The sequence below is a fragment of the Kitasatospora sp. NPDC088391 genome, assembly GCF_044753345.1.
GTDB lineage: Bacteria > Actinomycetota > Actinomycetes > Streptomycetales > Streptomycetaceae > Kitasatospora.
The window spans coordinates 72,913-97,869 of sequence record NZ_JBIVNB010000008.1 but is presented as its reverse complement, the minus strand read 5'-3'; the positions used below and the strand labels follow the sequence as shown (position 1 = coordinate 97,869).

At 74.3% G+C, this 24,957-nt stretch carries 24 protein-coding genes; 7 read left to right on the top strand and 17 right to left on the bottom strand.

All coding sequences use genetic code 11. The features are described 5' to 3' along the window. Positions 1 to 79: 79 nt before the first annotated feature. From ACIQBJ_RS23480 to ACIQBJ_RS23465, 4 genes are all read right to left on the bottom strand, one after another. Positions 80 to 784 carry a VanZ family protein gene (locus ACIQBJ_RS23480; RefSeq protein WP_400713873.1) on the bottom strand — a complete coding sequence of 235 codons (705 nt, stop codon included), beginning with the start codon at positions 782 to 784 and terminating at the stop codon, positions 80 to 82. A gap of 151 nt (positions 785 to 935) precedes the next feature. Continuing rightward, positions 936 to 1,247: a hypothetical protein gene (locus ACIQBJ_RS23475; protein ID WP_400713870.1), complete on the bottom strand. Its 312-nt coding sequence runs from the start codon at positions 1,245 to 1,247 to the stop codon at positions 936 to 938. Continuing rightward, positions 1,244 to 2,755 carry an ATP-binding protein gene (locus ACIQBJ_RS23470; protein ID WP_400713867.1) on the bottom strand — a complete coding sequence of 504 codons (1,512 nt, stop codon included), beginning with the start codon at positions 2,753 to 2,755 and terminating at the stop codon, positions 1,244 to 1,246. Before ACIQBJ_RS23470 ends, ACIQBJ_RS23475 begins: the two co-directional genes overlap by 4 nt. A gap of 79 nt (positions 2,756 to 2,834) precedes the next feature. Beyond that, the gene (locus tag ACIQBJ_RS23465) at positions 2,835 to 3,512 is read right to left on the bottom strand and encodes a response regulator (RefSeq protein ID WP_400713864.1); all 678 of its coding nucleotides are present in this window, start codon (positions 3,510 to 3,512) and stop codon (positions 2,835 to 2,837) included. 270 nt (positions 3,513 to 3,782) lie between these two features. Between ACIQBJ_RS23465 and ACIQBJ_RS23460 the strand changes: the two genes are divergently transcribed. Both ACIQBJ_RS23460 and ACIQBJ_RS23455 read left to right on the top strand, forming a co-directional pair. Then, complete coding sequence (locus ACIQBJ_RS23460; RefSeq protein ID WP_400713861.1) at positions 3,783 to 4,604, top strand: SigE family RNA polymerase sigma factor; 822 nt, start codon at positions 3,783 to 3,785, stop codon at positions 4,602 to 4,604. 190 nt (positions 4,605 to 4,794) lie between these two features. Continuing rightward, positions 4,795 to 5,268, top strand: a complete 474-nt coding sequence (locus tag ACIQBJ_RS23455) for a DUF6328 family protein (protein WP_400713858.1) — start codon at positions 4,795 to 4,797, stop codon at positions 5,266 to 5,268. Between the two features lie 16 nt (positions 5,269 to 5,284). Here the strand turns inward: ACIQBJ_RS23455 and pth are convergent, their stop codons facing one another. The 7 genes from pth to ACIQBJ_RS23420 form a co-directional block, all read right to left on the bottom strand. Next, on the bottom strand, positions 5,285 to 5,860 hold the full coding sequence (gene pth / locus ACIQBJ_RS23450; protein WP_400713855.1) for an aminoacyl-tRNA hydrolase: 576 nt from the start codon (positions 5,858 to 5,860) through the stop codon (positions 5,285 to 5,287). A 12-nt stretch (positions 5,861 to 5,872) separates the two neighbouring features. Then, a complete protein-coding gene (locus ACIQBJ_RS23445; protein ID WP_400713852.1) occupies positions 5,873 to 6,508 on the bottom strand; it encodes an ATP-binding protein in 636 nt (211 codons plus the stop codon). A gap of 201 nt (positions 6,509 to 6,709) precedes the next feature. Continuing rightward, positions 6,710 to 7,612: an aldehyde dehydrogenase family protein gene (locus tag ACIQBJ_RS23440; RefSeq protein WP_400713850.1), complete on the bottom strand. Its 903-nt coding sequence runs from the start codon at positions 7,610 to 7,612 to the stop codon at positions 6,710 to 6,712. Next, positions 7,605 to 9,086: an aldehyde dehydrogenase family protein gene (locus ACIQBJ_RS23435; protein ID WP_400713847.1), complete on the bottom strand. Its 1,482-nt coding sequence runs from the start codon at positions 9,084 to 9,086 to the stop codon at positions 7,605 to 7,607. Before ACIQBJ_RS23435 ends, ACIQBJ_RS23440 begins: the two co-directional genes overlap by 8 nt. Before the next feature lie 5 nt (positions 9,087 to 9,091). Continuing rightward, the gene (gene deoC, locus ACIQBJ_RS23430; RefSeq protein WP_400713844.1) at positions 9,092 to 10,078 is read right to left on the bottom strand and encodes a deoxyribose-phosphate aldolase; all 987 of its coding nucleotides are present in this window, start codon (positions 10,076 to 10,078) and stop codon (positions 9,092 to 9,094) included. A 134-nt stretch (positions 10,079 to 10,212) separates the two neighbouring features. Next, entirely contained in the window at positions 10,213 to 11,022 is an 810-nt protein-coding gene (locus ACIQBJ_RS23425) for a hypothetical protein (protein WP_400713841.1), read from the bottom strand. A gap of 99 nt (positions 11,023 to 11,121) precedes the next feature. Then, complete coding sequence (locus ACIQBJ_RS23420) at positions 11,122 to 12,273, bottom strand: hypothetical protein (RefSeq protein WP_400713838.1); 1,152 nt, start codon at positions 12,271 to 12,273, stop codon at positions 11,122 to 11,124. Positions 12,274 to 12,466: 193 nt separating this feature from the next. On the opposite strand from ACIQBJ_RS23420, the gene ACIQBJ_RS23415 reads away from it, so the two are divergent. Beyond that, positions 12,467 to 13,057, top strand: coding sequence for a TetR family transcriptional regulator (locus ACIQBJ_RS23415; RefSeq protein ID WP_400713835.1), 591 nt, complete (start codon positions 12,467 to 12,469; stop codon positions 13,055 to 13,057). A 7-nt stretch (positions 13,058 to 13,064) separates the two neighbouring features. Here ACIQBJ_RS23415 and metG read toward each other — a convergent pair whose 3' ends face one another. Continuing rightward, complete coding sequence (gene metG / locus ACIQBJ_RS23410) at positions 13,065 to 14,780, bottom strand: methionine--tRNA ligase (protein WP_400713832.1); 1,716 nt, start codon at positions 14,778 to 14,780, stop codon at positions 13,065 to 13,067. Positions 14,781 to 14,990: 210 nt separating this feature from the next. Further along, the gene (locus ACIQBJ_RS23405; protein ID WP_400713829.1) at positions 14,991 to 16,190 is read right to left on the bottom strand and encodes a mannosyltransferase family protein; all 1,200 of its coding nucleotides are present in this window, start codon (positions 16,188 to 16,190) and stop codon (positions 14,991 to 14,993) included. 246 nt (positions 16,191 to 16,436) lie between these two features. Between ACIQBJ_RS23405 and ACIQBJ_RS23400 the strand changes: the two genes are divergently transcribed. The 3 genes from ACIQBJ_RS23400 (at position 16,437) to ACIQBJ_RS23390 (ending at position 18,688) form a co-directional block, all read left to right on the top strand. Beyond that, the gene (locus ACIQBJ_RS23400) at positions 16,437 to 17,201 is read left to right on the top strand and encodes an ABC transporter ATP-binding protein (RefSeq protein WP_400713826.1); all 765 of its coding nucleotides are present in this window, start codon (positions 16,437 to 16,439) and stop codon (positions 17,199 to 17,201) included. Beyond that, complete coding sequence (locus ACIQBJ_RS23395) at positions 17,198 to 17,938, top strand: ABC transporter permease (RefSeq protein ID WP_400713823.1); 741 nt, start codon at positions 17,198 to 17,200, stop codon at positions 17,936 to 17,938. Before ACIQBJ_RS23400 ends, ACIQBJ_RS23395 begins: the two co-directional genes overlap by 4 nt. Positions 17,939 to 18,025: 87 nt before the next feature. Continuing rightward, the gene (locus ACIQBJ_RS23390; protein ID WP_400713820.1) at positions 18,026 to 18,688 is read left to right on the top strand and encodes a PH domain-containing protein; all 663 of its coding nucleotides are present in this window, start codon (positions 18,026 to 18,028) and stop codon (positions 18,686 to 18,688) included. A gap of 7 nt (positions 18,689 to 18,695) precedes the next feature. On the opposite strand, the gene ACIQBJ_RS23385 is transcribed toward ACIQBJ_RS23390, so the two are convergent. The 4 genes from ACIQBJ_RS23385 to ACIQBJ_RS23370 all read right to left on the bottom strand — a co-directional run bounded on the left by ACIQBJ_RS23385 (position 18,696) and on the right by ACIQBJ_RS23370 (position 23,161). After that, on the bottom strand, positions 18,696 to 19,676 hold the full coding sequence (locus ACIQBJ_RS23385) for a zinc-binding alcohol dehydrogenase family protein (protein ID WP_400713817.1): 981 nt from the start codon (positions 19,674 to 19,676) through the stop codon (positions 18,696 to 18,698). Between the two features lie 215 nt (positions 19,677 to 19,891). Next, positions 19,892 to 21,589 (bottom strand): phospho-sugar mutase, encoded by a 1,698-nt coding sequence (locus tag ACIQBJ_RS23380; RefSeq protein WP_400713814.1) that lies wholly within the window; start codon positions 21,587 to 21,589, stop codon positions 19,892 to 19,894. 172 nt (positions 21,590 to 21,761) lie between these two features. Continuing rightward, positions 21,762 to 22,586, bottom strand: coding sequence for a purine-nucleoside phosphorylase (locus ACIQBJ_RS23375; RefSeq protein ID WP_400713811.1), 825 nt, complete (start codon positions 22,584 to 22,586; stop codon positions 21,762 to 21,764). A 137-nt stretch (positions 22,587 to 22,723) separates the two neighbouring features. Continuing rightward, the gene (locus ACIQBJ_RS23370) at positions 22,724 to 23,161 is read right to left on the bottom strand and encodes a gamma-glutamylcyclotransferase (protein WP_400713808.1); all 438 of its coding nucleotides are present in this window, start codon (positions 23,159 to 23,161) and stop codon (positions 22,724 to 22,726) included. A 283-nt stretch (positions 23,162 to 23,444) separates the two neighbouring features. Here ACIQBJ_RS23370 and ACIQBJ_RS23365 point away from each other — a divergent pair, with 283 nt between their 5' ends. Next, the gene (locus ACIQBJ_RS23365; RefSeq protein WP_400713805.1) at positions 23,445 to 24,899 is read left to right on the top strand and encodes an NAD(P)H-quinone dehydrogenase; all 1,455 of its coding nucleotides are present in this window, start codon (positions 23,445 to 23,447) and stop codon (positions 24,897 to 24,899) included. Positions 24,900 to 24,957 lie beyond the last annotated feature (58 nt).

The following is a 24,957-nucleotide window of genomic DNA, read 5'->3' as shown; positions in this document are numbered from 1 at the left end:
GCGTCGACGCCGTCACCGTGGTCTTCAAGGACACCGACGGCACCCAGGCCGAGGCGGCCGTCGCCGCGCAGGGCAAGCCCTACCTGATCTCGCTGGACCTCGGCGCCGACGGCTTCATGAAGTTCACCGACTTCGACAAGCCGGTGCAGGCGACCCCGCCGGCCGCCTCCCAGGTCGTCGACGGCAGCAAGTACTTCGGCTGACGGACCGTCGGCGACGGCTCCGGCGCGGACCCGGGTTCCGGAGCCGGAGCCGGCGCGGGCTCCGGTGCGGGGCCGGCCGCCCGGCGCCGGTCCAGCGCGCGCACCGGCGGGACCAGCAGCAGGTGGGCGAGGGCCGCGCCGAGGACGCCGAGCAGGATGTCGTCGACGTCCAGGACGTGCCCGGGGGCCCAGCCCTCCAGGATCTCCAGGGCGGTGGCGAGCAGCGCGGCCGCGCCGACCGTGCGCAGGAACGACAGCAGCCGCCCGCGGGACGGCGAGCCGAAGGCGAGCGGCAGCAGCAGGCCGACCGGGGCGAGCGGCAGCAGCCCGGCGGCGAGCGGGCGGACGACGTGCAGACCGCCGAGGGACAGCGCCCGGCCGACCGAGGCCAGCGGCGTCAGGTTGGACGGGGCGGTCCACGGCGCGGGCAGCGGCCGCAGGCTCAGCCAGCAGAGCACCAGCAGCTGGAGGGCCAGCAGCACCCGGGCCGCCGTCCGCAGCCGGTACGGGGCCGCCGGGTCGACGGCCGGTCCGGCCGCCGCCTCCCCGGTCGCCTGGTCGCTTCGCGCGGTGGTGTGCACACCGCGGGAGACGCGCCCCGCGCCGGGACCGGTTCCGGGCGAACGGGTGACCTGGATCGCTTCCCCCGGCCGATTCCCGGCCGATTCCCGGCCGATCCCCGGCCGATCCCCGGCCGATCCCCGGTGCGGCCCCGTGCGGCCGGGCCCGGGGTCAGGGGCAGCCGCTGGGCGTGGCCGCGCCGAACACCGGCGGGCCGGTCTCCGTCACCACCGGCGAGGGCACGGCGCCCGCCGCGGACCCGGTCGGGCCCGGGGCGGGCCGGGCGCCCGAGTCGGCGGGCGAGGGCACCGGCGCCGCGACCGGGGCCAGCGGCACCGCCGGCGGCTCGGCGGGGCAGGCGGTGCGGCTGGCGGGCGCGCCCGCGTCCACCGGCACGTCGGTGGCCCGGATGCCGCAGCCGGTCAGCAGGGCGGCCGCCAGCAGGGCGCCGAGCGCCGCGGGCAGGGCGCGGTGGCGGGTCATCGGACGTCCTCCGGGCCGGGCGCGGGCGGCTGGGTGAGCGGCAGGGTCAGGGTGAAGACCGCGCCGACGCCGTCCGGGTTGTTCGCGGCGGTGATGTCGCCGCCGTGGATGCGGGCGTTGGCCTCCGCGATCGACAGGCCCAGGCCGCTGCCCTCGGAGCGGGCCCGGCCCTTGTCGGCCTTGTAGAAGCGGTCGAAGACGTGCGGCAGCACGTCCTCGGGGATGCCGGGGCCGCCGTCCGACACCGAGACCACCACGGTGTGCGCCGCGTCGTCCTGGCGGACCCGCACCTTCACCGGGGAGCCGCCGTGCTTGAGCGCGTTGCCGATCAGGTTGGCGAACACCACGTCCAGCCGGCGCGGGTCGACGACGGCCAGGATGCCGCGCGGGGCGTCGAGTTCGACCGCGTCGTACCAGGCCCGGCCGTCGATGCAGGACATGATCAGGTCGGCCATGTCGACCTCGTCGGCGACCAGCCGGGCGGTGCCCGCGTCGAAGCGGGTCACCTCCATCAGGTTCTCCACCAGGTCGGAGAGCCGCCGGGTCTCGGAGACCACGATCCGCACGGCGGGCTCGATCATCGGGTCGAGGGCGTCGGCCTCGTCCTCCAGGATGTCGGTCACCGCGGTCATCGCGGTCAGCGGGGTGCGCAGCTCGTGCGACATGTCGGCGACGAACCGGCGGGACTGCGCCTCGCGCGCGCTCAGCTCGGCGACCTGCTCCGACAGCGACTCCGCGGTGCGGTTGAACGTCCGCGCCAGGTCGGCGAGTTCGTCGTTGCCCTCGACGTCGAGCCGGGTGTCCAGCTTGCCCTCGCCGAGCCGCCGGGCGGCGTCCCCGAGCCGGCGCACCGGCCGCAGCACGGTCGCCGAGGCGCCCTGGGCGAGCAGCGCGGAGCCGATCAGCGCCAGCAGCGTGGCGACCGCCAGCGACCAGCCGAGGGTGTTCAGGTCGGCCCGCTCGTTCTGCAGCGACTTGAACATGTAGACGGTCGGCCCGCTCGGGACCACCTTCGTCCCGCCGATCACGTACGGCCCGGCCAGGTTCACCCGCTGCCAGTACAGGTGGTACGCGTACGGGTTGCCCGGGCCGACCTCGCGCTGCTTGTTCACCGCGGTCACCAGCGCCGCCGGGACCTGCTTCGCGGTGAACGTCAGCGGGTTGGAGGAGGCGATGCAGTCGGGCACCGTCTCGTCGACCACCACCACGTCGTACGCCAGCCCCGAGCTGGCCACCTGCGCGGCCAGCGCCGACAGGTCCGGGCAGGACGGGTGCAGCGGCAGGGTCGTGACGTTCCGGGTGACCGACACCCGGAAGTCGTTCAGCGCGGTGTTCTGGGCGCGCCGGAGCACCGCGTCGCGGTTCAGCCAGTAGGCGATGCCGGACGCGCACACCGCGGTGATCAGCGCCACCGCGGCGAACACCGCGATCAGCCGGACCCGCAGCGAGCTGAGCCGCCGCCAGGAGGCCGAGCGGGACCAGCGGGAGGCGGGTTGGTACTCCGTCAAGAAGGACTCACCGAACCGGGGGGATCAGGGGGAAACCGGGGGAACGCGGGACAGCGCGGGACAGCGCGGGCGGACGGGCTCACGCGGGCGGGTCGAGCCGGTAGCCGACCCCGCGCACGGTGCGGATCAGCGTCGGCGCGGACGGCACGTCCTCGACCTTCGCCCGCAGCCGCTGCACGCACGCGTCCACCAGCCGGGAGTCGCCCAGGTAGTCGTGCTCCCACACCAGCCGCAGCAGCTGCTGGCGGGACAGCGCCTGCCCCGGGCGGCGGCTCAGCTCCAGCAGCAGCCGCAGCTCGGTCGGCGTCAGCTGGAGGTCCTGGCCGTCCTTGGTGACGGTCATCGCCGAACGGTCGATCACCACGCCGCCGTACGCCGCCGAGTCCGAGCTCTCCCGCTCGCCGCGGCGCAGCACCGCGCGGATCCGGGCGTCCAGCACCCGCGGCTGCACCGGCTTGACCACGTAGTCGTCGGCGCCGGACTCCAGGCCGACCACCACGTCGATGTCGTCGGAGCGCGCGGTCAGCAGGATGATCGGCAGCTGGTCGGTGCGCCGGATGCGCCGGCACACCTCGAAGCCGTCGATGCCCGGCAGCATCACGTCCAGCACGATCAGGTCCGGGCGCTGTTCCTTGAACAGGCGCAGACCGTCCTCACCGGACGCCGCGGCGGCGATCCGGTGACCCTGGCGGGTCAGGGCGAGTTCGAGGCCCGTGCGGATGGCGTCGTCGTCCTCGATCAGAAGCAGGAAAGGCACGGGGGTCATTGTGTCCCACCCGGGCCCGCTAAGCACCCACCCGGGTGACCCCCGCGCACCCGGGAACCGGATGCGGCCGCTCCGGCGTCAGCATCGGCGGAGCGGGGGACCGTCCGCTCCCGGTCGCCCTTGTGACAGCCCTGTGACAGTCGACGGACACCGCCATGACGAGCGGACGGCAGGATTTTTCTCGTCGCCGCAGGAGGACCCGGTCAGCACCGGCCGCCGCGGCGGGCAGAGAACCGCTCGTACCGACCATGGGGGTGCCCGATGACCGCAACGCTGAAGACCCGAACCGCCGGGCCGCGTGCTGCCGTCGTGGGGACCACCCGGCCGCGGCACGAGGAGGAGAACGCCGGCAACGTGCTCGTACGGGGGTGCGCGCACAACGCCGGGACCCGTCGCCCGGTCGTGGGGACCAGGGGCGCCGGGGACACCGCCCACAGCCGGTCGGGGAACCCGGCAGTGGGACGGACGCTGCGGGTCGCCCCGCAGACGTTCCGGGGGGAGCAGGCCGACCAGGGAGGCGCGCAGGGGGAGCACCCGGCCGCCGTGGCGGACGAGGCACGCGACATCGCCGAGTTCACCGCGTACGTGCGCGAGCGCCGCGCCTCCCTGTACGCCACCGCCTACCACCTGACCGGCGACCGCTACGAGGCCGAGGACCTGCTGCAGTCCGCGCTGTTCTCGACCTACCGGGCCTGGGGCCGGATCACCGACAAGGCCGCGGTCGGCGGCTACCTCCGCCGCACCATGACCAACCTGCACATCTCGGCCTGGCGCCGCCGCAAGGTCAACGAGTACCCGACCGAGGAACTCCCCGAGCACGCCGGCGACACCGACGCGATGGGCGGCACCGAGCTGCGCGCCGTGCTCTGGCAGGCGCTCGCCAAGCTCCCCGAGAACCAGCGCACCATGCTGGTGCTCCGCTACTACGAGGGCCGGACCGACCCGGAGATCGCCGACATCCTCGGCATCAGCGTCGGCACCGTGAAGAGCTCCATCTGGCGCGCGCTGCGCCGGATGCGCGAGGACGAGCAGCTCAACCGCTCCGGCGACACCGTGCACGCCTTCGGCGAGCTGGTCGCCTGACGCGGTACCAGGACTCCCGTCGGGGGACGGGTGGTGGGGGAAAGGGCACAGGACACGGCGGCCGACTCGGGGGAGCGGCCACCGGGGGGCGTCCTGTGCTCCGGACGACAGGCGGGCCCCGGTGCGGGGGGAAACGGCACCGGGGCCCGCCTCCGTCGTGTCGCGGCGGCCCGGCCGCGACAATGACCCGATGGACCCCGTCGTGGAGAACCCGCAGGCCCGCGCCGACCGGCGGCTGATCGAGATCCTGCAGGAACTGCGGGTGCTGCAGACCGGCGTGCAGATCGTCTTCGCCTTCCTGCTCGGCGTCGCCTTCACCCCGCGCTTCACCGCGCTCGACGCCTTCACCCAGGACCTGTACGTCGCGGTGCTGCTGCTCGCGGTGCTGGCCGCCGCCGTGCTGGCCACCCCCGTCGCCCTGCACCGGGCGCTGTTCCACCACCCCGACCGGGCCCGGATCGTGAAGGTCTCCGCCCGGATCGCCCAGATCGGCCTGGTGCTGCTCGCCGCCGCGCTCACCGGCGCGGTGCTGCTGGTGCTGACCGTGGTGCTGGGCGCCGCCGTCGCCGCGCCGATCACCGCCGCCGTGGCGCTGGTCTTCACTGGCCTGTGGTTCGTCCTGCCGTGGGCGGTGCGCCGCCGGCTGCCCGACGCCCCCGAGTGAGCCCCCTGCGGGCCCGTCAGCGCGCGTCGGCGGTGTGCAGCACGTCCTGGGCGCGGTTCGGGCCGCGCAGCACCAGCGTCTCCACCGCGTCCGCGCAGCGGTCCAGCAGGGCGGGCAGCGCCTCCTCCTCGGCGTCGGCGAAGCGCTGCACCACCCACTCGTCGACCCGGGTGCCCTTCGGCGGGCGGCCCACGCCGACCCGCAGCCGGGTGTAGTCGGCGGTGCCCAGCGCCCGGTGCACCGAGCGCGCCCCGTTGTGGCCGCCCGGGCCGCCGCCGCGCTTCAACCGGGCCGCGCCGAACGGGAAGTCCAGGTCGTCCTGGACCACCACCAGCCGCTCCAGCGGCACCCCGTGCCGACGCAGCAGCGCCGCCACCGGACGGCCCGACAGGTTGATCGACCACTGCGGCCGGGCCAGCAGCACGGTGCGGCCGTCCAGTTCGAAGGCGGCCGTGCGGGTGGTCAGTCCGCGCCAGTCCGCGCCGTGCCGCTCGGCCAGCCGCTCCGCGACCAGGAAGCCCGCGTTGTGCCGGGTGCCCGCGTACCGGCGGGTCGGATTGCCCAGCCCCGCCACCAGCCAGCGCTCGCCCATTCCCCGCGCCCCTCAGACCAGTTCGGCGGGCAGCTGCCGGGCCACCGCGGAGATCCGCCGGCCCGCCTCCAGCCCCGAGCAGGCGTACGAGCCCAGCTCGACCTGCCGGGCGACGATGCCGCGCTCCGCCCGCATCAGCCGCAGGCCCCGGCGCACCAGGTACGGCACCGACTTGCGGCCCTCCCGGACGTCCCGCCGGAACCGGCGCCAGGCCGTGGTGGCGGGCTTGTTGCGCAGGCACAGCGCGTCCCCGAGCAGGCCCTCGGCCGCGCAGCGGCGCACCAGTTCGGCGGCGAAGATGCCCTCCGCGACGAAGGCCGCGGCCCCGTCCAGGTCGAGCAGGTGGCTGCCGCTGCGGCCGTTCGCCGGGATCGAGTACACCGGCACCTCGGCCCGGCCCTCGAACACCAGCGCCCGGATCGCCGCCAGCGCCTGCTCCGCGTGCCAGGACTCCGGCGAGTCCCAGTCCGTCCCGTCCCCGTCCGGGAGTTGCGGCAGCGACGGGTCGTCACCGTCCTTGTAGAAGTCGTCGAGCTGCAGCACCGGCAGCCCGCTGCGCTCGGCCAGCGAGGACTTTCCCGACCCCGAGGGGCCCGACAACAGGATGACCCGGGATATCGGGCGGCGGTTCAGCGGCGTGTCACTCACGGGAAACCAGTCTGCGGCATGGGACGGGCAGGTGGTAACCCGCCGGACGGCCCGAACACGGTGCGTGCGGGCACCGGAACAGGCATGAGGACGGGCCCGCACCAGGGGGGAGAAGTGCGGGCCCGTCGCGGCCGTCCGGCCCCCGGGGGGGATAGGGGCACGGTGGACGGCCGGTCTGTGGAGTTGGCGGTCGGCGGCGGGCTAGATGCCCATCGGGTGCCAGACCGTCTTGGTCTCCAGGAAGGAGAGCAGTCGCCCGGTGCCGGGCGCGGCCGTCCAGTCCTCGGCGGACGGGTCGGCGGCCGGTCGGACCACCCGCTTCAATGTATCCGCCGCCGCGGCCTCCAGGGCCGCCGCCGCGCCGGGTCCGTCCGGGTCGATCGCACCCGCCAGGTCCAGCGCGTTGACGTCCTGGTGCGAGGCCAGCGTCGGGGCGATGTCGGCCGTCCGGCCGGAGAGCAGGTTGACCACGCCGCCCGGCACGTCCGAGGTGGCCAGCACCTCGCCCAGCGACAGCGCGGGCAGCGGGGCCCGCTCGGCCGCCGCGACCACCACGGTGTTGCCGGTGGCGATCGCCGGGGCGATCACCGAGACCAGGCCGAGCAGCGAGAAGCCCGTCCCGGTCCGGGGCGCGAGGACGCCCACCACGCCGGTCGGCTCCGGCGTCGACAGGTTGAAGAACGGCCCCGCCACCGGGTTGGCGCCGCCCGCGACCTGCGCGACCTTGTCCGTCCAGCCCGCGTACCAGACCCAGCGGTCGATCGCCGCGTCCACCAGCGCCGCGGCCTTCTTCGCGCCGACGCCCTCGGAGACCGCGACCTCGGCCGCGAACTGCTCGCGCCGGCCCTGGAGCATCTCCGCGACCCGGTACAGCACCTGGCCCCGGTTGTACGCGGTGGTGCCTGACCAGCCCTTCACGGCCGCGCGGGCCGCCAGCACGGCGTCCCGGGCGTCCTTGCGGGTGCCCAGCGGGGCGTTGGCCAGCCACTGGCCCTTGGAGTCGGTCACCTCGTACACCCGCCCGCTCTCCGAGCGCGGGAACTTCCCGCCGACGTACAGCTTGTAGGTCTTGAAGACGTCAATTCGCAGGGCAGTCTCAGACATCGAGGTACGCCTCCAGGCCGTGGCGACCGCCCTCGCGGCCGTAACCGGACTCCTTGTACCCGCCGAACGGCGAGGTCGGGTCGAACTTGTTGAAGGTGTTCGCCCACACCACGCCCGCCCGGAGCCGGTTCGCCATCCACAGGATGCGCGAGCCCTTCTCCGTCCAGATGCCCGCGGACAGGCCGTACGGGGTGTTGTTGGCCTTCTCCACCGCCTCGGCGGGGGTGCGGAAGGTCAGCACCGACAGCACCGGCCCGAAGATCTCCTCGCGGGCGATCCGGTGCGCCTGCGAGACGCCGGTGAACAGGGTCGGGCGGAACCAGTAGCCCGCGCCCGGCAGTTCGCACTCCGGGGCCCAGCGCTCGGCGCCCTCCTGCTCGCCCGCCGCCGCCAGCTCGGTGATCCGGGCCAGCTGCGCGGCCGAGTTGATCGCGCCGACGTCGGTGTTCTTGTCCAGCGGGTCGCCGACCCGCAGGGTGCCCATCCGGCGCTTCAGCGCGTCCAGCAGCTCGTCCTGCACCGACTCCTGCACCAGCAGGCGGCTGCCCGCGCAGCACACGTGGCCCTGGTTGAAGAAGATGCCGTTGACGATGCCCTCGACCGCCTGGTCCAGCGGCGCGTCGTCGAACACGATGTTCGCGGCCTTGCCGCCCAGCTCCAGGCTCAGCTTGGTCCGGGTGCCGGCCAGCTGCTTGGCGATCGCCCGGCCGACCGGGGTCGAGCCGGTGAACGCGACCTTGTTGACGTCCGGGTGCGCGGTCAGCGCGGCACCGGTCCGGCCGTCGCCGGTGACGATGTTCACCACGCCCTTCGGCAGGCCCGCCTGGCGGCAGATCTCGGCGAAGCGCAGCGCGGTCAACGGGGTGGTCTCGGCGGGCTTCAGCACCACCGTGTTACCGGTGGCCAGCGCCGGGGCGATCTTCCACGCCAGCATCAGCAGCGGGAAGTTCCACGGGATGACCTGCGCGGCCACGCCCAGCGGGCGCGGGTTCGGGCCGTAGCCCGCGAAGTCGATCTTGTCGGCCCAGCCCGCGTAGTAGAAGAAGTGCGCGGCGACCAGCGGCAGGTCGACGTCGCGGGTCTCCCGGATCGGCTTGCCGTTGTCGATCGACTCCAGCACCGCCAGCTCGCGGCTGCGCTCCTGGACGATCCGGGCGATCCGGAACAGGTACTTGGCGCGCTCGCTGCCCGGCAGCGCCGACCAGTCCGCGAACGCCTTGCGGGCGGCCTTCACCGCGCGGTCCACGTCCTCGTCGGTGCCCTGCGCGAACTCCGCGAGCACCTGCTCGGTGGCCGGGTTGACGGTCTTCAGCGCCTCGGAACCGGACGAGTCGACGAACTCGCCGCCGATGAAGTGGCCGTAGCTCGTCGCGATCTCACCCGCGGCGGCCGGGGACTCCGGGGCCGGGGCGTACTCGAACAGGCCGGAGCGCTTCACGGGCTGCTCGGTCTCGGTCTTCTTGGTCTTCGCCATCGTCCTCAGTCCACCGTCACGTAGTCGGGACCGGAGTACCGGCCGGTGCTCAGCTTCTGACGCTGCATCAGCAGGTCGTTCAGCAGGCTGGACGCGCCGAACCGGAACCAGTGCGGGCTCAGCCAGTCGTCGCCCAGCGTCTCGTTCACCATCACCAGGTACTTCATCGCGTCCTTGGTGGTCCGGATGCCGCCGGCCGGCTTCACGCCGACCTGGGTGCCGGTCGCCGCGCGGAAGTCCCGCACCGCCTCCAGCATCAGCAGCGTCACCGGGGGAGTCGCGTTCACCGCGACCTTGCCGGTGGAGGTCTTGATGAAGTCCGCGCCCGCGATCATCGCCAGCCAGGACGCCCGGCGGACGTTGTCGTACGTCTGCAGCTCGCCGGTCTCGAAGATCACCTTCAGGTGGGCCGAGCTGCCGTCGGGGCGCGCGCACGCCTCCTTGACGGCCCGGATCTCCTCGAAGACCTCCAGGTACCGGCCGGAGAGGAAGGCCCCCCGGTCGATCACCATGTCGATCTCGTCGGCGCCCGCGGCGACCGCCTCCGCGGTGTCCGCCAGCTTCACCGGCATCCCGGCCCGGCCGGACGGGAACGCGGTGGCCACCGAGGCGACCTGGACGCCGCTGGAGCCCAGCGCCTCCTTCGCGGTCGCGACCATGTCCGGATAGACGCAGATCGCCGCGACCCGCGGCGCCGTCCGGTCGGAGGGGTCCGGGCTCAGGCCCTTCGCGCAGAGCGAGCGGACCTTGCCGACCGTGTCCGCGCCCTCCAGCGTGGTCAGGTCGATCATCGAGATGGCGAGATCGATGGCGAAGGCCTTCGCGGTGGTCTTGATCGACCGCGTACCGAGAGTCGCGGCCCGCGACTCCAGACCGACCTGATCGACCCCGGGCAGGCCGTGCAGGAAACGGCGCAAGGTGGCCTCGGACGCCGCAACGTCCGAGAGGCCGCCGCCCGCAGCGCCGGGGGCATTGGCTGCAAGAGTGGACATAGTCACCAGACCAGCATATCTACGCGCGTAGGAAGCCGGTAGGGCGGGGCGGTTTCGAGTCCTGACCAAAATGTGTCCACCTGCCGGAAGCACCCGCACTGCCCGGCCCGGACGGCAGAGCGGGCCGGGTGACGTCAGCCGCTGTGGGCCGTGGGGCGGAGCGCGGCGGTGAAAGCGGGGGCCAGCGCCCGGATGCGCGCCTCCGGAACGTCTGCGGCCAGGGCCTGCACGGCCATTTCCACCCCGCGGGCACCGGGGCGTCCGAAGAGTTCGGTGACCAGCTCCAGGCCCTCCGCGGCGACCGCCCCGACGCGTTCGCTCGCGCGCAGGCGTGCCGCATCGGCAGCGGCCCGGGTCGGTGCGGCGCTCATGAACAGGCGCAACACGTCCGCCGCGTCCTTGTCGGTCAGCCTGTCCGGGCGGCGGATCTCGTCCGCGAGCCGATCGCTGATCTTGAACGCCTTGGCGACCAGCAGGGCGACAACGCCGGCGACGTGCACGGTCACTTCCCGCCGGTCACCGTCCTCCAGGGAGCTGATCGCCAGTGGGGACCGGTCCTCCACCGCGACTTCGAGGCCGCGGATCCACCGTGCGCTCATCGTGCCGTGCGGGGGGAGCTTCGCGCTGCGTCGGCCGCGCTGCACCAGGGTTTCGGGTACGAGCAGGTCGAGTTCCACCAGTACGGTCCGTTCTCCCACCTGCTCGGAGCGCCCCCACAGGCCGGGCTGGTCATCCTGGAGCAGCTCGAACCCGCCGGCGCGCAGCGCCTCGTCGAGCAGCGGCCGGTCGGGCAGGCGCGCGGGGTCCAGGGTCAGGTCGCCGTCGGAGGTGTGTGCTGCCGACCGGATCGCGGCGTCGGGCGTGCGCAGGTGGACGGCCTGGGCGCCGACGACGGTGATGGCCTCGCGGTGGTCCCGCAGGGCTTCGAGTCCGTCCAGCAGCACTCGCCGAGCGACCACGGTCAACTGCTCGGGGTCGACGCCGTTCGGGACTTTCGACATTCTTCACTCCATGCGCGATAACAGAAGGTGGCGAACCGGATGCTAATGGTGACGGCTGCGGTGGGGTGCGGACAGTCCTGGAAGCCTCCACTCCTGTTCGTCGTCGATCATCCGCGCCAGGACGGCTTCGCCTTCGGCGGGCATTCGCCCCGGGCCTGACAGGCAGTCCAGTACGAGCTGGCTCTGTGCGACCTGTTCCACCCCGTCGATGACCAGGGTGCGGTCGAAGACCACGTCGTCGTGCGCGCGCAGCAGCAAGGTGTCGGCGCCCTGGTCGGTGGGGAGCAGCCCCAACTCCTCCCCGATCTCGTAGGGGCCCCGGACGGAGTGGGGGACATAGAGCATCACCTGGCCGCCGACGGCCAGTGGCGCGATCTTCCGTGCCGCGTACGAGCCGGTGAGCACGATCCGCTCGCCGCGCTGCTGGAGCGCGCGCACCGATTCCAGCAGCGGCCCGGGACCGTTCGGAGCGATCATGCCGACGAACGGGTTGTGCCGCAGGACGGACAACTGCGCCGCCCGCTCGCGCAGCAGGCCCGGCCAGTCGACCTTCACCACCATGTGGCCTTCGCGCCGGATCAGGAGGAGGTCCTCCAGGGTGTTCAGCAGTTTGGACATGTACCCCTTGCTGATTCCCGTGGCCGCGGTCAGCTCGGAGGCCGTGTACGGGGGTGCGACGTCCGCGAGGAACCGCACCAGCTGCCCCGCGCGGGGTCCTGCGAGCTTCGGCCGGCGCGTCGGTGCGGCGCGGACGGCGGGAGTGGCGCGGAGGGCCCGCCGCGGGGCGTCGGCCAGGATCACCACGGCGGGTCGGGAGACGCGCAGGCACACGTTTCCGTGCAGGTCCATGTAGCCGATGCCGTGTTGGCGGAGCTCCTGCTTGGTGCGCTCGGTGAGCGATTCGGTGATCACGAACGGCTGGGTGTGGTGCTGCAGCCGCCGGACCAGTGCGGCCTTCGGGGCGAGCTGCTCCCGGACGGCGAGGGGGGTGAGCGAGGGCTTGGCGTCGACCAGCAACTGGGCTGTGGTGTTGTCCGCCTCCGCCGTGATCTGGACGATCGCGTCGGCGCCGGTGTCTCCCTGGCCCGCCGCTTCGGGCAGCGTGCTGACCCGCCAGTCCGGGCCCAGGAGCCCGCGCAGTACTTCGAGGCCGCTCTCCAGGAGCGCCCTGCCCGAGGGGGCGGGTGTCTTCATACTGGAAGGATTGCACGATAAGGGAAAGGTTTCCCATGAGACACGGTTTCCTGTAGTTGGAAACCGTTGAAAGTGATCGGAGCGACCCTTTTTCAGTGGGTTTCCTGCTGCGGGAAACCCACCGGTGCGGTTCTTCGAGGACCGACAGGGTCCGGTTTCGCGTGGCGGGTCACCGTCCCAGCACAATGGCGGGATGAGCGGCGGAGCGAAGGTGCGGGGGCGGCGGCCCGGGGGTGGGGACACCCGGGGGGTGGTGCTGGGGGCGGCGCGGGCGGAGTTCGCGGCACGGGGGTACCAGAAGGCGAGCATGCGGGCGATCGCCCGGGCGGCCGGGGTGGACGCGGCGTTGCTGCACCACTACTTCGGGACGAAGGACCGGCTGTTCATGGCGTCGCTGGAGTTCCCGTTCGACCCGCGGGCCGTGGTGGAGACCGTGTTCGGGGGGGACCGGGAGACGGTCGGCGAGCGGGTCGCGGCGTTCGTGGTGGGGCTGTGGGAGCAGCCGGCCGCGCGGGAGCGGCTGCTGGCGCTGGTGCGGACGGCGGCAGCCAGTGAGGAGGTGGCGGCGCTGATGCGCGACTTCATGGTGGCCGAGCTGGTCGGCCGGATCGCGGCGGAGCTGGGCGTGCCCGACCCGGAGCTGCGGGTGGAGCTGGTGATGTCGCAGGTGGTGGGGCTGGCGATGGCCCGCTACGTGATCGCGGTGGAGCCGCTCGCCTCGGCACCCCCGGAGGTGCTGGTCCCGTTGCTGGGACGCACCGTCCAGGGGTACCTGGCGGGGTGACGGGCGGTCAGGCCGCGTCGTCGCCGCCGCCGAAGCGCTCGCTCCAGGTGGCGAGGTCCTCGTCGGTGATCTTGGCGAAGAGCACCGGCGGGACGGTGAACGGGGTGCCGGCCGGGACGAGGGCCAGGGCGCGGGCCTCGTCGGCGGTGACCCAGGTGCGGGTGTCGTCGGCGAGGGTGAAGGACTCCCGGATCGCCTTGGCCGCCGTCGGGATGAACGGCTCGGAGACCACCGAGTAGAGGTGGATCAGGTTGATCGCGGTGCGCAGGGTGCGGGCCGCGGCCTCCGGGTCGGTCTTGATCTGCGTCCACGGCGCGGTGACGTCGAGGTAGGAGTTGCCCGCCGACCACAGGGCGCGCAGCGCCTGCGCGGCCTTGCGGAAGTTGAGCGCGTCCAGCTGGGCCTCGTACTCGGCGAGCAGTTCGGCGATCTGCGCGCCGAGCGCCGTCTCGTGCTCGCCGTTCTCCGCGCCGGCCGGGACTTCGTCGCCGAAGCGCTTGCGGCTGAACGAGAGCACCCGGTTGACGAAGTTGCCGAGGGTGTCGGCGAGGTCCTTGTTGACGGTGGCCGCGAAGAGGTCCCAGGTGAAGCTGGAGTCGTCGGACTCGGGGGCGTTCGCGATCAGGTAGTAGCGCCAGTAGTCGGCGGGCAGCAGTTCGAGCGCGACGTCGGTGAAGATGCCGAGCTTCTGGCTGGTGGAGAACTTGCCGCCGTAGTACGTCAGCCAGTTGAAGGCCTTGACGTAGTCGACCTTCTTCCAGGGCTGCCGGGAGCCGAGCAGGGTGGCGGGGAACATCACCGTGTGGAACGGGACGTTGTCCTTGGCCATGAACTCGGTGTAGCGGACGGTGTCGTCGGCCTCGTACCACCAGGAGCGCCAGTCGTTGCCGGTGGCGTCGGCCCACTCCTTGGTGGCGCCGATGTACTCGATCGGGGCGTCGAACCAGACGTAGAACACCTTGCCCTCGGCGGCCAGCTCGGGCCAGGTGTCGGCCGGGACGGGGACGCCCCATTCGAGGTCGCGGGTGATCGCGCGGTCCTGCAGGCCCTCGGTGAGCCACTTGCGGGCGATCGAGGAGGCCAGCACCGGCCAGGAGTCGCCGTTCGCGGCGATCCAGGACTCGACCTCGTCGGTCAGCTTCGACTGGAGCAGGAACAGGTGCTTGGTCTCCCGGACCTCCAGCTCCGAGCTGCCGCTGATCGCCGAGCGCGGCTCCAGCAGGTCGGTCGGGTCGAGCACCCGGGTGCAGTTCTCGCACTGGTCGCCGCGGGCCTTGTCGTAGCCGCAGAACGGGCAGGTGCCGACGATGTAGCGGTCCGGCAGGAAGCGGCCGTCGGCGACCGAGTAGACCTGGCGGATCGCCCGCTCCTCGATGAAGCCGTTGGCCTGCAGCTCGCGGGCGATCTCCTGGGTGATCTCGCGGTTCTGCGGGGAGGAGGAGCGGCCGAAGTGGTCGAAGGACAGCTGGAAGCCGTCGTAGATCGCCTTCTGCTGGTCGTGCGCGCGGGCGCAGAACTCGGCGACCGGCAGCCCGGCCTCCTGGGCGGCCAGCTCGGCCGGGGTGCCGTGCTCGTCGGTGGCGCAGATGTACAGCACCTCGTGGCCGCGCTGGCGCAGGTACCGGGAGTAGACGTCCGCCGGGAGCATCGACCCGACCATGTTGCCCAGGTGCTTGATCCCGTTGATGTAGGGGAGCGCGCTGGTGATCAACTGCCGAGTCATCCTGGGGAACTCCGATGCTCTCCGGCGGGCGCGAGGAGGCGCCCGCGGACGGATTGTCGAGAGGCCGGTCGCGGCGCGTCGCGGCTGCCGTCCGGCCGCCGCAATCGTACCGAACCGGGATGCCGCGGCCGTACCGCTTATCCGCGGGCTGTCAAGCCCGCGGACCCGACCGCCGGACCCTGGTGCCGGGACCGACCGCCGGGCGGCCGCTCAGATCGCGTACGGCCAGACGGCGAGCAGGTGCGCGCCGTACCAGCAGCCGAACAGGGCGGCGGCGGCCAGCACCGCGATCCGGGTGGAGGTCCGGGCCCGGGCCAGCGCGAGGGCGATCGGGACCAGCACGATCAGCGCCGGGGCCAGCAGGCGGGGCTTGGAGTGGTAGTAGTTGCTCTGGCCGAGCGTCAGGACGACGACCAGCGCCCCGTAGACCAGCAGCGGCGGCCAGGTGGTGCGCCGGGCGGCCAGTCCGAGGGCGAGCAGGTGGGCCGGCACGAGCAGGGCGACGCTGACCGGCACCCAGCCGTCGCCGCGCGCCAGGGCGCCGGTGAGGAACGTCCACAGCGAGGTGCCCCAGTCCCAGCGGGTGCCCCAGCCGGCCCCCTGGACGGTGAACCAGGCGTCGGCGGTGCCCAGCCGGGCGCCCACCCAGCAGAGGTAGAGCGGGGTGCCGGTGCAGGCCAGCGCGGTGGCCAGCAGCGGCGGGGCGGACCAGCGGCGTTCGCGCCGCAACTCCAGCAGGGCGGCGACGGCCAGCGCGGCGACCACCGCGACGCCGGCCGGCCGGGTCAGCCCCGCCAGGAAGGCGCACAGTCCGGCGGAGGTCCAGGCCCGGCGGTGCGCGGCCAGCAGGGTGCCGGCCGCCAGCGCGAGGAACAGCGACTCGCTGTAGCCCATGAAGAAGACCAGCGACATCGGCTGCGCGGCGGCCAGCAGCACCAGGGCGGCGGTGGCGGCGGTCCGCGAGTACAGGCCCTCGACCAGCCGGTGCACCAGCACCAGGGCGGCCAGCGTGGCGAGCTGGGCGGTGACGACCGAGGCGAGCGCCGGTTCGAGGCCGGTCAGGCCGTGCACCAGGCGGACCAGCATCGGGTAGAGCGGGAAGAACGCCAGGTTGTTGCCGGTGAGCGCGCCGGCGGCGTCGTGGCTGAAGGCCGTCGGGTAGCCGTCGGCGGCGATCTCCAGGAAGTGCTTGCCGTCCCAGGCGGTCAGCCGGTCGGTGAGCGGCGTCCCGGGCCGGGCCAGCGCGTCGAGCAGCCACAGGTGCAGGGCGAGCGCGCCCGCGTACACGCCGAGCGCGGGCCCGGCGGCGTGCCAGGCCCGCAGCGGGAGCGGGGCCCGGGGGCCGGGGGCCGGGGCGGCGGGCCGGGTGGACCGGGGGTGCGGCAGGGCGGCCGGTGTGGTCGGCGGCATCGGGGGCTCCTGGTCGGTGCGGGCCGTGGGCCCGGTCTCGGCGGGGGTCCGGTCGGGCGGCGGGTCGCGGAACAGTGTCGCGCGGGGCGGGGCGGACGGCGGGTTCCTTTCCGGTTCCGGCCACCGTCGGCGGGTTGCCGTGGAACACGAGCGGCGGGCCCGTCGCGGTTGACGGGTGTGACGCAGCTCATCCGGCGGGCGGTCCGGAGGGTTGACGGGGCGGGGCCGCCGCGCAAAACTCATCACATGATGAATTCCATGGCGGGGCCGGACACCGGCCCCGCGGTCCGGATCGCCGGACTGGTCGTCGAACGCGGCGGCCGCCCCGTGCTCCCCGGCCTCGACCTCGACGTCCCGCGCGGCAGCGTCACCGGCCTGCTCGGCCCCAGCGGCTGCGGCAAGACCACCCTGCTGCGCTGCGTCGTCGGCGTGCAGCGGACCACCGCCGGCACCGTCACCGTCCTCGGCCGCCCGGCCGGCAGCGCCGAACTGCGCGACCGGGTCGGCTACGTCACCCAGGCCCCGTCCGTGTACGGCGACCTGACGGTCGGCGAGAACCTCGACCACTTCGCCGCGATCCTCGGCGCCCCCGCCGGCGACCCGGCCCGGGTCACCGCGCTGGTCGGCCTGGACGCGCACCGGCACACCACCGTCGCCCGGCTCTCCGGCGGCCAGCGGGCCCGGGTCTCGCTCGGCGCCGCCCTGCTCGGCCACCCCGAACTGCTGGTCCTCGACGAGCCCACCGTCGGCCTCGACCCCGTGCTGCGCCAGGAGCTCTGGCAGCTGTTCCGGCGGCTCGCCGCCGACGGCGCCACCCTGCTGGTCTCCAGCCACGTGATGGACGAGGCCACCCGCTGCGACCGCCTGCTGCTGATGCGCGACGGCCGCCTGCTCGCCCACGACACCCCCGCCGCGCTGCTCGCCGCCACCGGCGCCACCGACATCGAGGCCGCCTTCCTCGACCTGGTCCGCACCGCTCCGGCGCCGCACCCGGGAGGGGCCGCCCGATGATCTCCGCCCGCCGCACCCTCGCCACCGCCCGCCGGGTGCTGGCCCAGCTCCGCCACGACCCGCGCACCGTGGCGATGCTGCTGCTGGTGCCCTGCCTGCTGCTGGTCCTGCTCCGGTACATGTACGACGGGCAGCCCGCCGCCTTCGACCGGATCGGCCCCGAACTGCTCGGGATCTTCCCGCTGCTGGTGATGTTCCTGGTCACCTCGGTCGCGATGCTCCGCGAACGCACCGGCGGCACCCTGGAACGCCTGCTCACCATGCCGCTCGGCAAGCTCGACCTGCTGCTCGGCTACGCCCTCGCCTTCGGCGCCGTCGCCCTGCTCCAGGCCGCGCTGGCCTCCGCCCTCACCCTCGGCGTGCTCGGCCTCGACGTCGCCGGGCCCACCTGGGCGCTGTTCGCGGTGGCGGTCGCCGACGGGCTGCTCGGGATGGCCCTCGGCCTGCTGGTCTCCGCGTTCGCCGCCACCGAGTTCCAGGCCGTCCAGTTCCTGCCCGCGGTGCTGCTGCCGCAACTGCTGCTCTGCGGGCTGTTCGTGCCCCGCGAGGACATGGCCGCCCCGCTGCGGCTGCTCTCCGACGCGCTGCCGCTCTCCTACGCCGTCGACGCGACGGCCCGGCTCACCACCGAGGCCGGGATCGGCGGCGCCGTCCTCACCGACCTCGCCGTGGTGGCCGGATGCGGACTGCTCGCCCTCGCCCTCGGCGCGGCCACGCTGCGCCGCCGCACACCCTGACGGCGCAGGTCACGGGACGGTCATCGTGACCGTCCCGTGCCCGGGTCGCCCTTGGGGGCGGTGCCCGGCTGGGGCAGAATCGACGGCATGACCGAATCCGACCGGACACCCGACCAGGGGTCCGCCGCCGACGGGCCGCAGTACGCCGACCGCGTCCACCGCTCCGTCCCCGGCCTCATCGCGGGCGTCATGCTGCTCGGAATCGCCGGCTGGCTGATCGTCGACGCCATGGTGAACGGCACCGGCGCCACCCCCTGGGTCGCCCTCGCCGCCGCGCCCGTCTTCGCGCTCCCCGTCGTCGCGTACACCCTGCGGCCCGCCGTGAAGTCGAACGACCGGCGGCTGCTGGTCCGCAACCCGCTGCGCACGATCGTCGCCCCCTGGGCGTCGGTCGAGGGGCTCAGGGCCGGGTACTCGGTCGAACTCTTCGCCGGCGGGCGCAAGTTCCAGGTCTGGGCGGTGCCGGTCTCGATCCGCCAGCGCAAGCGCGCCAACCGGCGGGCCACCCGGGCCGCGGCCGAGGGCGACCCGCGCACCGCGGCGGGCCGCGCCCGCGGCCACCGCGACCACGACCTCGACCCGTCCCGCGCCTGGTCCGACGCCGTGGTGGCCGCGCTCCAGGACCAGGCCGACCGCAACGCCGGGCAGCCCGGCGCGGCCGGCGAGGTCCGGGTCACCTGGTGCTGGTGGGTGATCGCCCCGACCCTGGCCGGCCTGGTCGCCCTGGTCTCGGTGATCCTGGCGACCTGACGCCCCGTCAGAGCACGGCCACGTACTTGCCCTCGGCGTGCCCGGCGGCCAGCAGGTCGTGCGCGGCCGGGACGCCCGCCAGGCCGGCCACGGTGCCGACCGGGGCGGCCAGCGCGCCGGTCGCGAGCAGGTCGAGGGCGCGGCGGACCGCGTCGGCGACCTTCGCCGGGGCGGCGGCCAGCAGCCCGGCGTGGCTGAACCCGGTGAGCGTCGCGTTGGCGCCCAGCAGCCGCCCGAACGGCGGGAGCGCGGCGGGCGCCCCGCCGCCCGGGTTGCCGTAGAGGACGACCCGGCCGCCCGCCGCGAGGTGGTCCAGGTCGAGGTCGAGCGCGGTGGTGCCGAGCGGGTCGAGGACCAGGTCGAAGCCCCGGCCGCCGGTGGCCTCGCGCAGCCGCTCCGGCAGCTCGGCGTCCCGGGCGAAGACCGCGTGGTACCCGGCCGCCGCGGCCGCCGCGGCCTTCCCGGGGCGCCCGACGGTGCCGACCGCCAGGCCGCCGCCGAGCAGCGGCAGCAGCCGGGCGACCGCGCCGCCGATGCCGCCGCCCGCCGAGTGCACCAGCACGCGGTCGCCGGGGGCGAACCGCCCCGCGTCGGTGAGCAGCAGCAGCGCGGTGGCCAGCCCGAGCGGGGCGGTGGCGGCGACCTCCAGCGGGACGCCCGCGGGCACCGGGACGGTCAGCGCGGCCTCGGCGAGCGCGACCTCGGCGAGCCCGCCGCCGCGGGTGGCGGCGACCACCCGGTCGCCCGGGGCCAGGCCGGTGACGCCCGGGCCGGTGGCGAGCACCGTCCCGGCGATCTCCTTGCCCGGCCGGTGCGGCCAGCTCGGGGCGTAGGCGGCGTCGCCGCGCCGGGCCATCACGTCGACGAAGTTGAGGCCGGCCGCGGCGACCCGGACGGCGACCTCGCCGGGGCCGGGCTCCGGGACGGGCAGGTCGAGGACGTGGCTGTGCTCGGCCCCGCCGGGCTCGGTCATGACGAGTGCGCGCATGGTGGTTCCCCCTGGACGGTCGGTGCTGCTCGGGTGTTCGACGTTCGACGAACGTCGGCACCGGCACCTTGATTCCCCGCTCCCCGGGGGGAGTTGAAGGAGTCGGGGGACTTCGGGGAGTCCGGGGGAGGCGGCGGTCGCGCCCCGCAGGACGGACCCGGTACGACGGAGGGGCCCGGGCGGTGCGCCCGGGCCCCTCGCGGATCGGCCGTCGGTCAGGACAGGCCCGCCGCGGCGGCCAGGTCCTGCTTGATCACGTCCAGCAGGTCGCGGGCCTGCGCGCGGGCGGCGGCCAGCCCGGCCGGGGCGGCGACCGGCAGGACGACCTCCAGGTAGCACTTGAGCTTGGGCTCGGTGCCGGACGGGCGGACCACCACCCGGGCCGAGGCGACGGCCGGACCGGCCAGCAGGTAGCGCAGGCCGTCGGTGGGCGGCAGTTCGGGGCTGCCCGCCGTCAGGTCGTCGGCCCGGACCACGCCCAGTCCGGCCAGCTCCACCGGGGGCTTCTCGCGCAGCGCGGCCATCGCGTCGGCGATCACCGCGAGGTCGTCGACCCGGACCGACAGCTGCCCGGTGGCGTGCAGGCCGTGCGCCAGCGCGAGTTCGTCCAGCAGGTCGGTCAGGGTGCGGCCGTCCCGCTTGAGCCCGGCGGCCAGTTCGGCGATCTGCAGGGCCGCCGTGACGCCGTCCTTGTCGCGGACGCCGTCCGGGTCGACGCAGTAGCCGAGCGCCTCCTCGTAGCCGTAGCGGATGCCCTCGGTGCGGGAGATCCACTTGAAGCCGGTCAGCGTCTCGGCGTAGCCGAGCCCGGCCGCGGCGGCGATCTTCCCGAGCAGGGTGGAGGAGACGATGGTGGTGGCGAACACGCCGTCCGCGCCCTTGGCGGCCAGCGCCGCGCCGAGCAGCGCGCCGACCTCGTCGCCGCTGAGCATCCGCCAGTCGCCCTCCGGGGTGGGCACGGCGACGGCGCAGCGGTCGGCGTCCGGGTCGTTGGCGATCACCAGGTCGGGGCGGGCGGCGCGGGCCGCCGCGAAGGCGAGGTCCATCGCGCCGGGCTCCTCCGGGTTGGGGAACGCGACGGTCGGGAAGTCCGGGTCCGGCTCGGCCTGTTCGGCGACCACGGCGGGCGCCGGGAACCCGGCCCGCTCGAAGGCGGCCAGCAGCACGTCCCGGCCGACGCCGTGCAGCGGCGTGTAGACGGTGGCCAGCGCGCGCGGCCCGTCGGCGTCCAGCACGGACACCGCCCGGTCCAGGTAGGCGTCGAGCACCTCCGCGCCGAGCACCTCCCAGCCGCCCTCGGCGCGCGGCACGTCGGCCAGCGCGCCCAGCGCGTCGATCTCGGCGGCGATCCCGGCGTCCGCGGGCGGCACGATCTGCGAGCCGTCGCCCAGGTACACCTTGTAGCCGTTGTCCTGCGGCGGGTTGTGACTGGCCGTCACCACCACGCCCGCGGCCGCGCCCAGGTGCCGGATCGCGAACGCCAGCACCGGCGTCGGCAGCGCGCGCGGCAGCAGTGCGGCGCGCAGCCCGGCGCCGACCACCACGGCGGCGGTGTCCACGGCGAAGTCGTACGACTTGTGCCGGGCGTCGTAGCCGATCACCACCAGGTCGCCCAGGGCGGGGTTCTTCCGCACGTACGCGGCCAGGCCGGCGGCGGCCCGGAGCACCACGGACCGGTTCATCCGCATCGGGCCCGCGCCCAGTTCGCCGCGCAGGCCGGCGGTGCCGAACTGGAGCCGCCCGGAGAACCGCTCGGCCAGCCGGGACCAGGCGATCCGCTCCTCCGACTCGGCGCCGGGCCCCTCGGCGGCGGCCAGCAGCGCGGTCAGCTCCGCCCGGGTCTGCGGGTCGGGGTCCTCGGCCAGCCAGGCCCGGGCCCGGTCGAGGAGGTCGGTGGTGGATTCCTTCGGCATGCGGTCCGCTCCCTGGGGTGAGGACGAGAGGTGAGGACGAGAGGTGTGGGGACGAGAGGCGACGCGCGGTGCGCGGCAGGGGCGCGGGAGCCGTCCGCTCGCGCGGGCCCCGCGCCCCTGATTCTCCGTCAGCGCTGCGCCGCGACGGGGGAGTCCGGCCCCCGTCGGGGTGTCAGATCCGCTCCAGGACCTTCGCCAGCAGGGCGCCCATCCGCTCGGCGGACGCCTTGCCGGCCTCCAGCACCTCGGCGTGGTTGAGCGGCTCGCCGGTGATGCCCGCGGCCAGGTTGGTGACCAGCGAGATGCCGAGCACCTCGGCGCCGGCCTCGCGGGCGGCGATCGCCTCCAGGGTGGTCGACATGCCGACCAGCTCGCCGCCGATCACCCGGGCCATGTTGACCTCGGCCGGGGTCTCGTAGTGCGGGCCGCGGAACTGCACGTAGACCGCCTCGTCCAGGGACGGGTCGATCTCGCGGCAGAGGGTGCGCAGCCGCTTGGAGTACAGGTCGGTCAGGTCGACGAAGTTGGCGCCGACGATCGGGGAGTCCGCGGTCAGGTTGATGTGGTCGCTGATCAGCACCGGCTGGCCGGGCACCCAGCCCTCGCGCAGGCCGCCGCAGCCGTTGGTGAGCACGACCGTCCCGCAGCCGGCCGCGGCGGCGGTGCGCACGCCGTGCACCACGGTGGCCACGCCGTGGCCCTCGTAGTAGTGGTTGCGGCCGAGGAAGACCAGGGCGCGGCGCTCGCCGGGGAGCCGCACCGAGCGGATCGTGCCGGCGTGGCCGGCCACCGCGGGGGCGGGGAAGCCGGGCAGTTCGGTGACCGGGAACTCGGCGAGTGTCTCGCCGAGCGCGTCGGCGGCGGGCACCCAGCCGGAGCCCATCACCAGGGCGACGTCGTGGCGCTCGGCACCGGTGATTTCGCGCAGCCGGTCGGCGGCGGCCCGGGCGGCGGCGTAGGGGTCGGCGGAGACGGCCGTCTGAGGAGATGCGTTCACACCGCCGAGGATAGGTCACATTGGCCTACGCGCGTAGACAACGCGCCGGGGCCATGCCGGATCGTTACCCCGAACGGCCGGAAACACCGCCCCGGGCCGCCGGACGGACCGGCCGTCCGGCGGGACGCGCCGGGGGTTCAGCAGGGGCGGCGGCGCAGGTCCAGCACGTAGTCGTCGGGCGCGCCGGCGCTCTCCGCGGCGTCCGCGATCAGGCCCAGGTAGCGGGCGGCGGGCAGCCCGCCCTCGTAGTCGTTCAACACGTACGTCCAGACCGCGACCTCGCCGTCCAGGGTCTGCGCCCGCAGCTTCACCTTGCGGTAGATGCCGAGCTGCACGCCCTCCCAGCGGTCCAGGCCCTCCTCGTCCATCGGCGCCACGTCGTAGAGCGAGACGAAGACCTGCTCCTTCTCGTCCTCCACCACGGTGGCCAGCGAGCCCTCCCAGCCGAGGTGCTCCCCGCCGAAGGTCAGCCGCCAGCCGGGCAGCCAGCCGGTGCCGCGCAGCGGGGAGTGCGGGGCGCGCCGGCTCATCTGCCGGGCGTCGAGGTTGGTGGCGTAGGCGGCGTAGAGCGACATGGGCGCCAGCCTACGGGAGCCGGACGGCCCGCCGGGCTGTGCCGTCCGGGCGGGCCTGCCGTGGGGGAGGTCCCGCCCCGCGCGCGACGGCGGCCGCGGTGACCGCCACCGCGGTGCCGGGCGCGGCTGCGCGGCGGCCCGGACGGACGGCGCCGTGAAGACCTCCGGGGGCACCTGCGCGGTGTCCGGGGGACTGCGGGTCGGAGCGCGGATCGGACGGACCGGCTGACGCCGGGTGAACAACAACGGCCCCGGCGCGGAATCGGTTCCGGCATGCGGGACAATGGGGCACGTGACTCGGATCGTGATCATCGGTGGCGGACCTGGCGGATACGAGGCGGCCCTCGTGGCCGCCCAGCTCGGCGCGGAGGTGACCGTCGTCGACCGCGACGGCCTGGGCGGATCGGCGGTGCTGACGGACTGCGTGCCGTCCAAGACGCTGATCGCCACCGCCGAGGTGATGACCACCTTCGACAGCTCCTACGAGGAGCTCGGCATCATCGTCGCCGACGACACTCCGCCGCTGGAGCAGGCGGCCCGGGTGGTCGGCGTCGACCTCGGCAAGGTCAACCGACGGGTGAAGCGGCTGGCGATCGCCCAGTCGCACGACATCACCCAGGCGGTGACCCGGGCCGGCGTCACGGTGCTGCGCGGCCGCGGCCGGCTGGGTTCGGGCGGGCAGGCCATCGACGGCTCCCGCGAGGTGCTGGTCGAGGCCGCCGACGGCAGCGTCGAGTCGCTGCGCGCCGACGCGGTGCTGCTGGCCACCGGCGTCCGCCCGCGCGAACTGCCGGACGCCAAGCCGGACGGCGAGCGCATCCTGGCCTGGACGCAGGTCTACGACCTGGAGGAGCTGCCGCGCGAGCTGATCGTGGTCGGCTCCGGCGTCACCGGCGCCGAGTTCGCCGGCGCCTACCAGGCGCTCGGCTCGAACGTCACGCTGGTCTCCTCGCGCGACCGGGTGCTCCCCGGCGAGGACCCGGACGCCGCCGAGGTGCTGGAGGACGTGTTCCGCCGCCGCGGCATGAACGTGATGGGCCGCAGCCGGGCGGAGAGCGCCAAGCGCGTGGGCGACCGGGTCGAGGTCGCGCTGGCCGACGGCAAGGTGATCACCGGCACGCACTGCCTGATGGCGGTCGGCTCGCTCCCCAACACCGAGGAACTGGGCCTGGAGGAGGCCGGCGTCGCGGTCAACGACTGGGGCCAGATCAAGGTGGACCGGGTCTCCCGCACCTCCGCCCCCGGCGTGTACGCGGCCGGCGACTGCACCGGCGTCTTCATGCTGGCCTCGGTGGCCGCCATGCAGGGCCGGATCGCGATGTACCACGCGCTCGGCGACGCGGTGCAGCCGCTGAACCTGAAGACCGTGGCGTCCAACGTGTTCACCGACCCGGAGATCGCCACCGTCGGCTACACCCACGCCGACGTCTCCTGCGGGAAGATGGACGCCGTCGAGGTCAAGCTCCCGCTGCGCGGCAACCCGCGCGCCAAGATGCAGGGCATCCGGGACGGCTTCGTGAAGCTGTTCGCCCGCCCCGGCACCGGCATCGTGGTCGGCGGCGTGGTGGTCGCCCCGCGCGCCTCCGAGCTGATCCACTCGATCTCGCTGGCGGTGGACAACAATCTGACGGTCGAACAGGTGGCCGGCGCGTTCACGGTCTACCCGTCGCTCTCCGGCTCCACCGCGGAGGCGGCCCGCCAGCTGCACATCCGCAAGCGGGAGAACGCCGCTTCCTGACCGTCCGCGCCCGGTTCCCGCCCGGTTCTCCGCCGCACCACCGCCTCGCCGCCGCCCG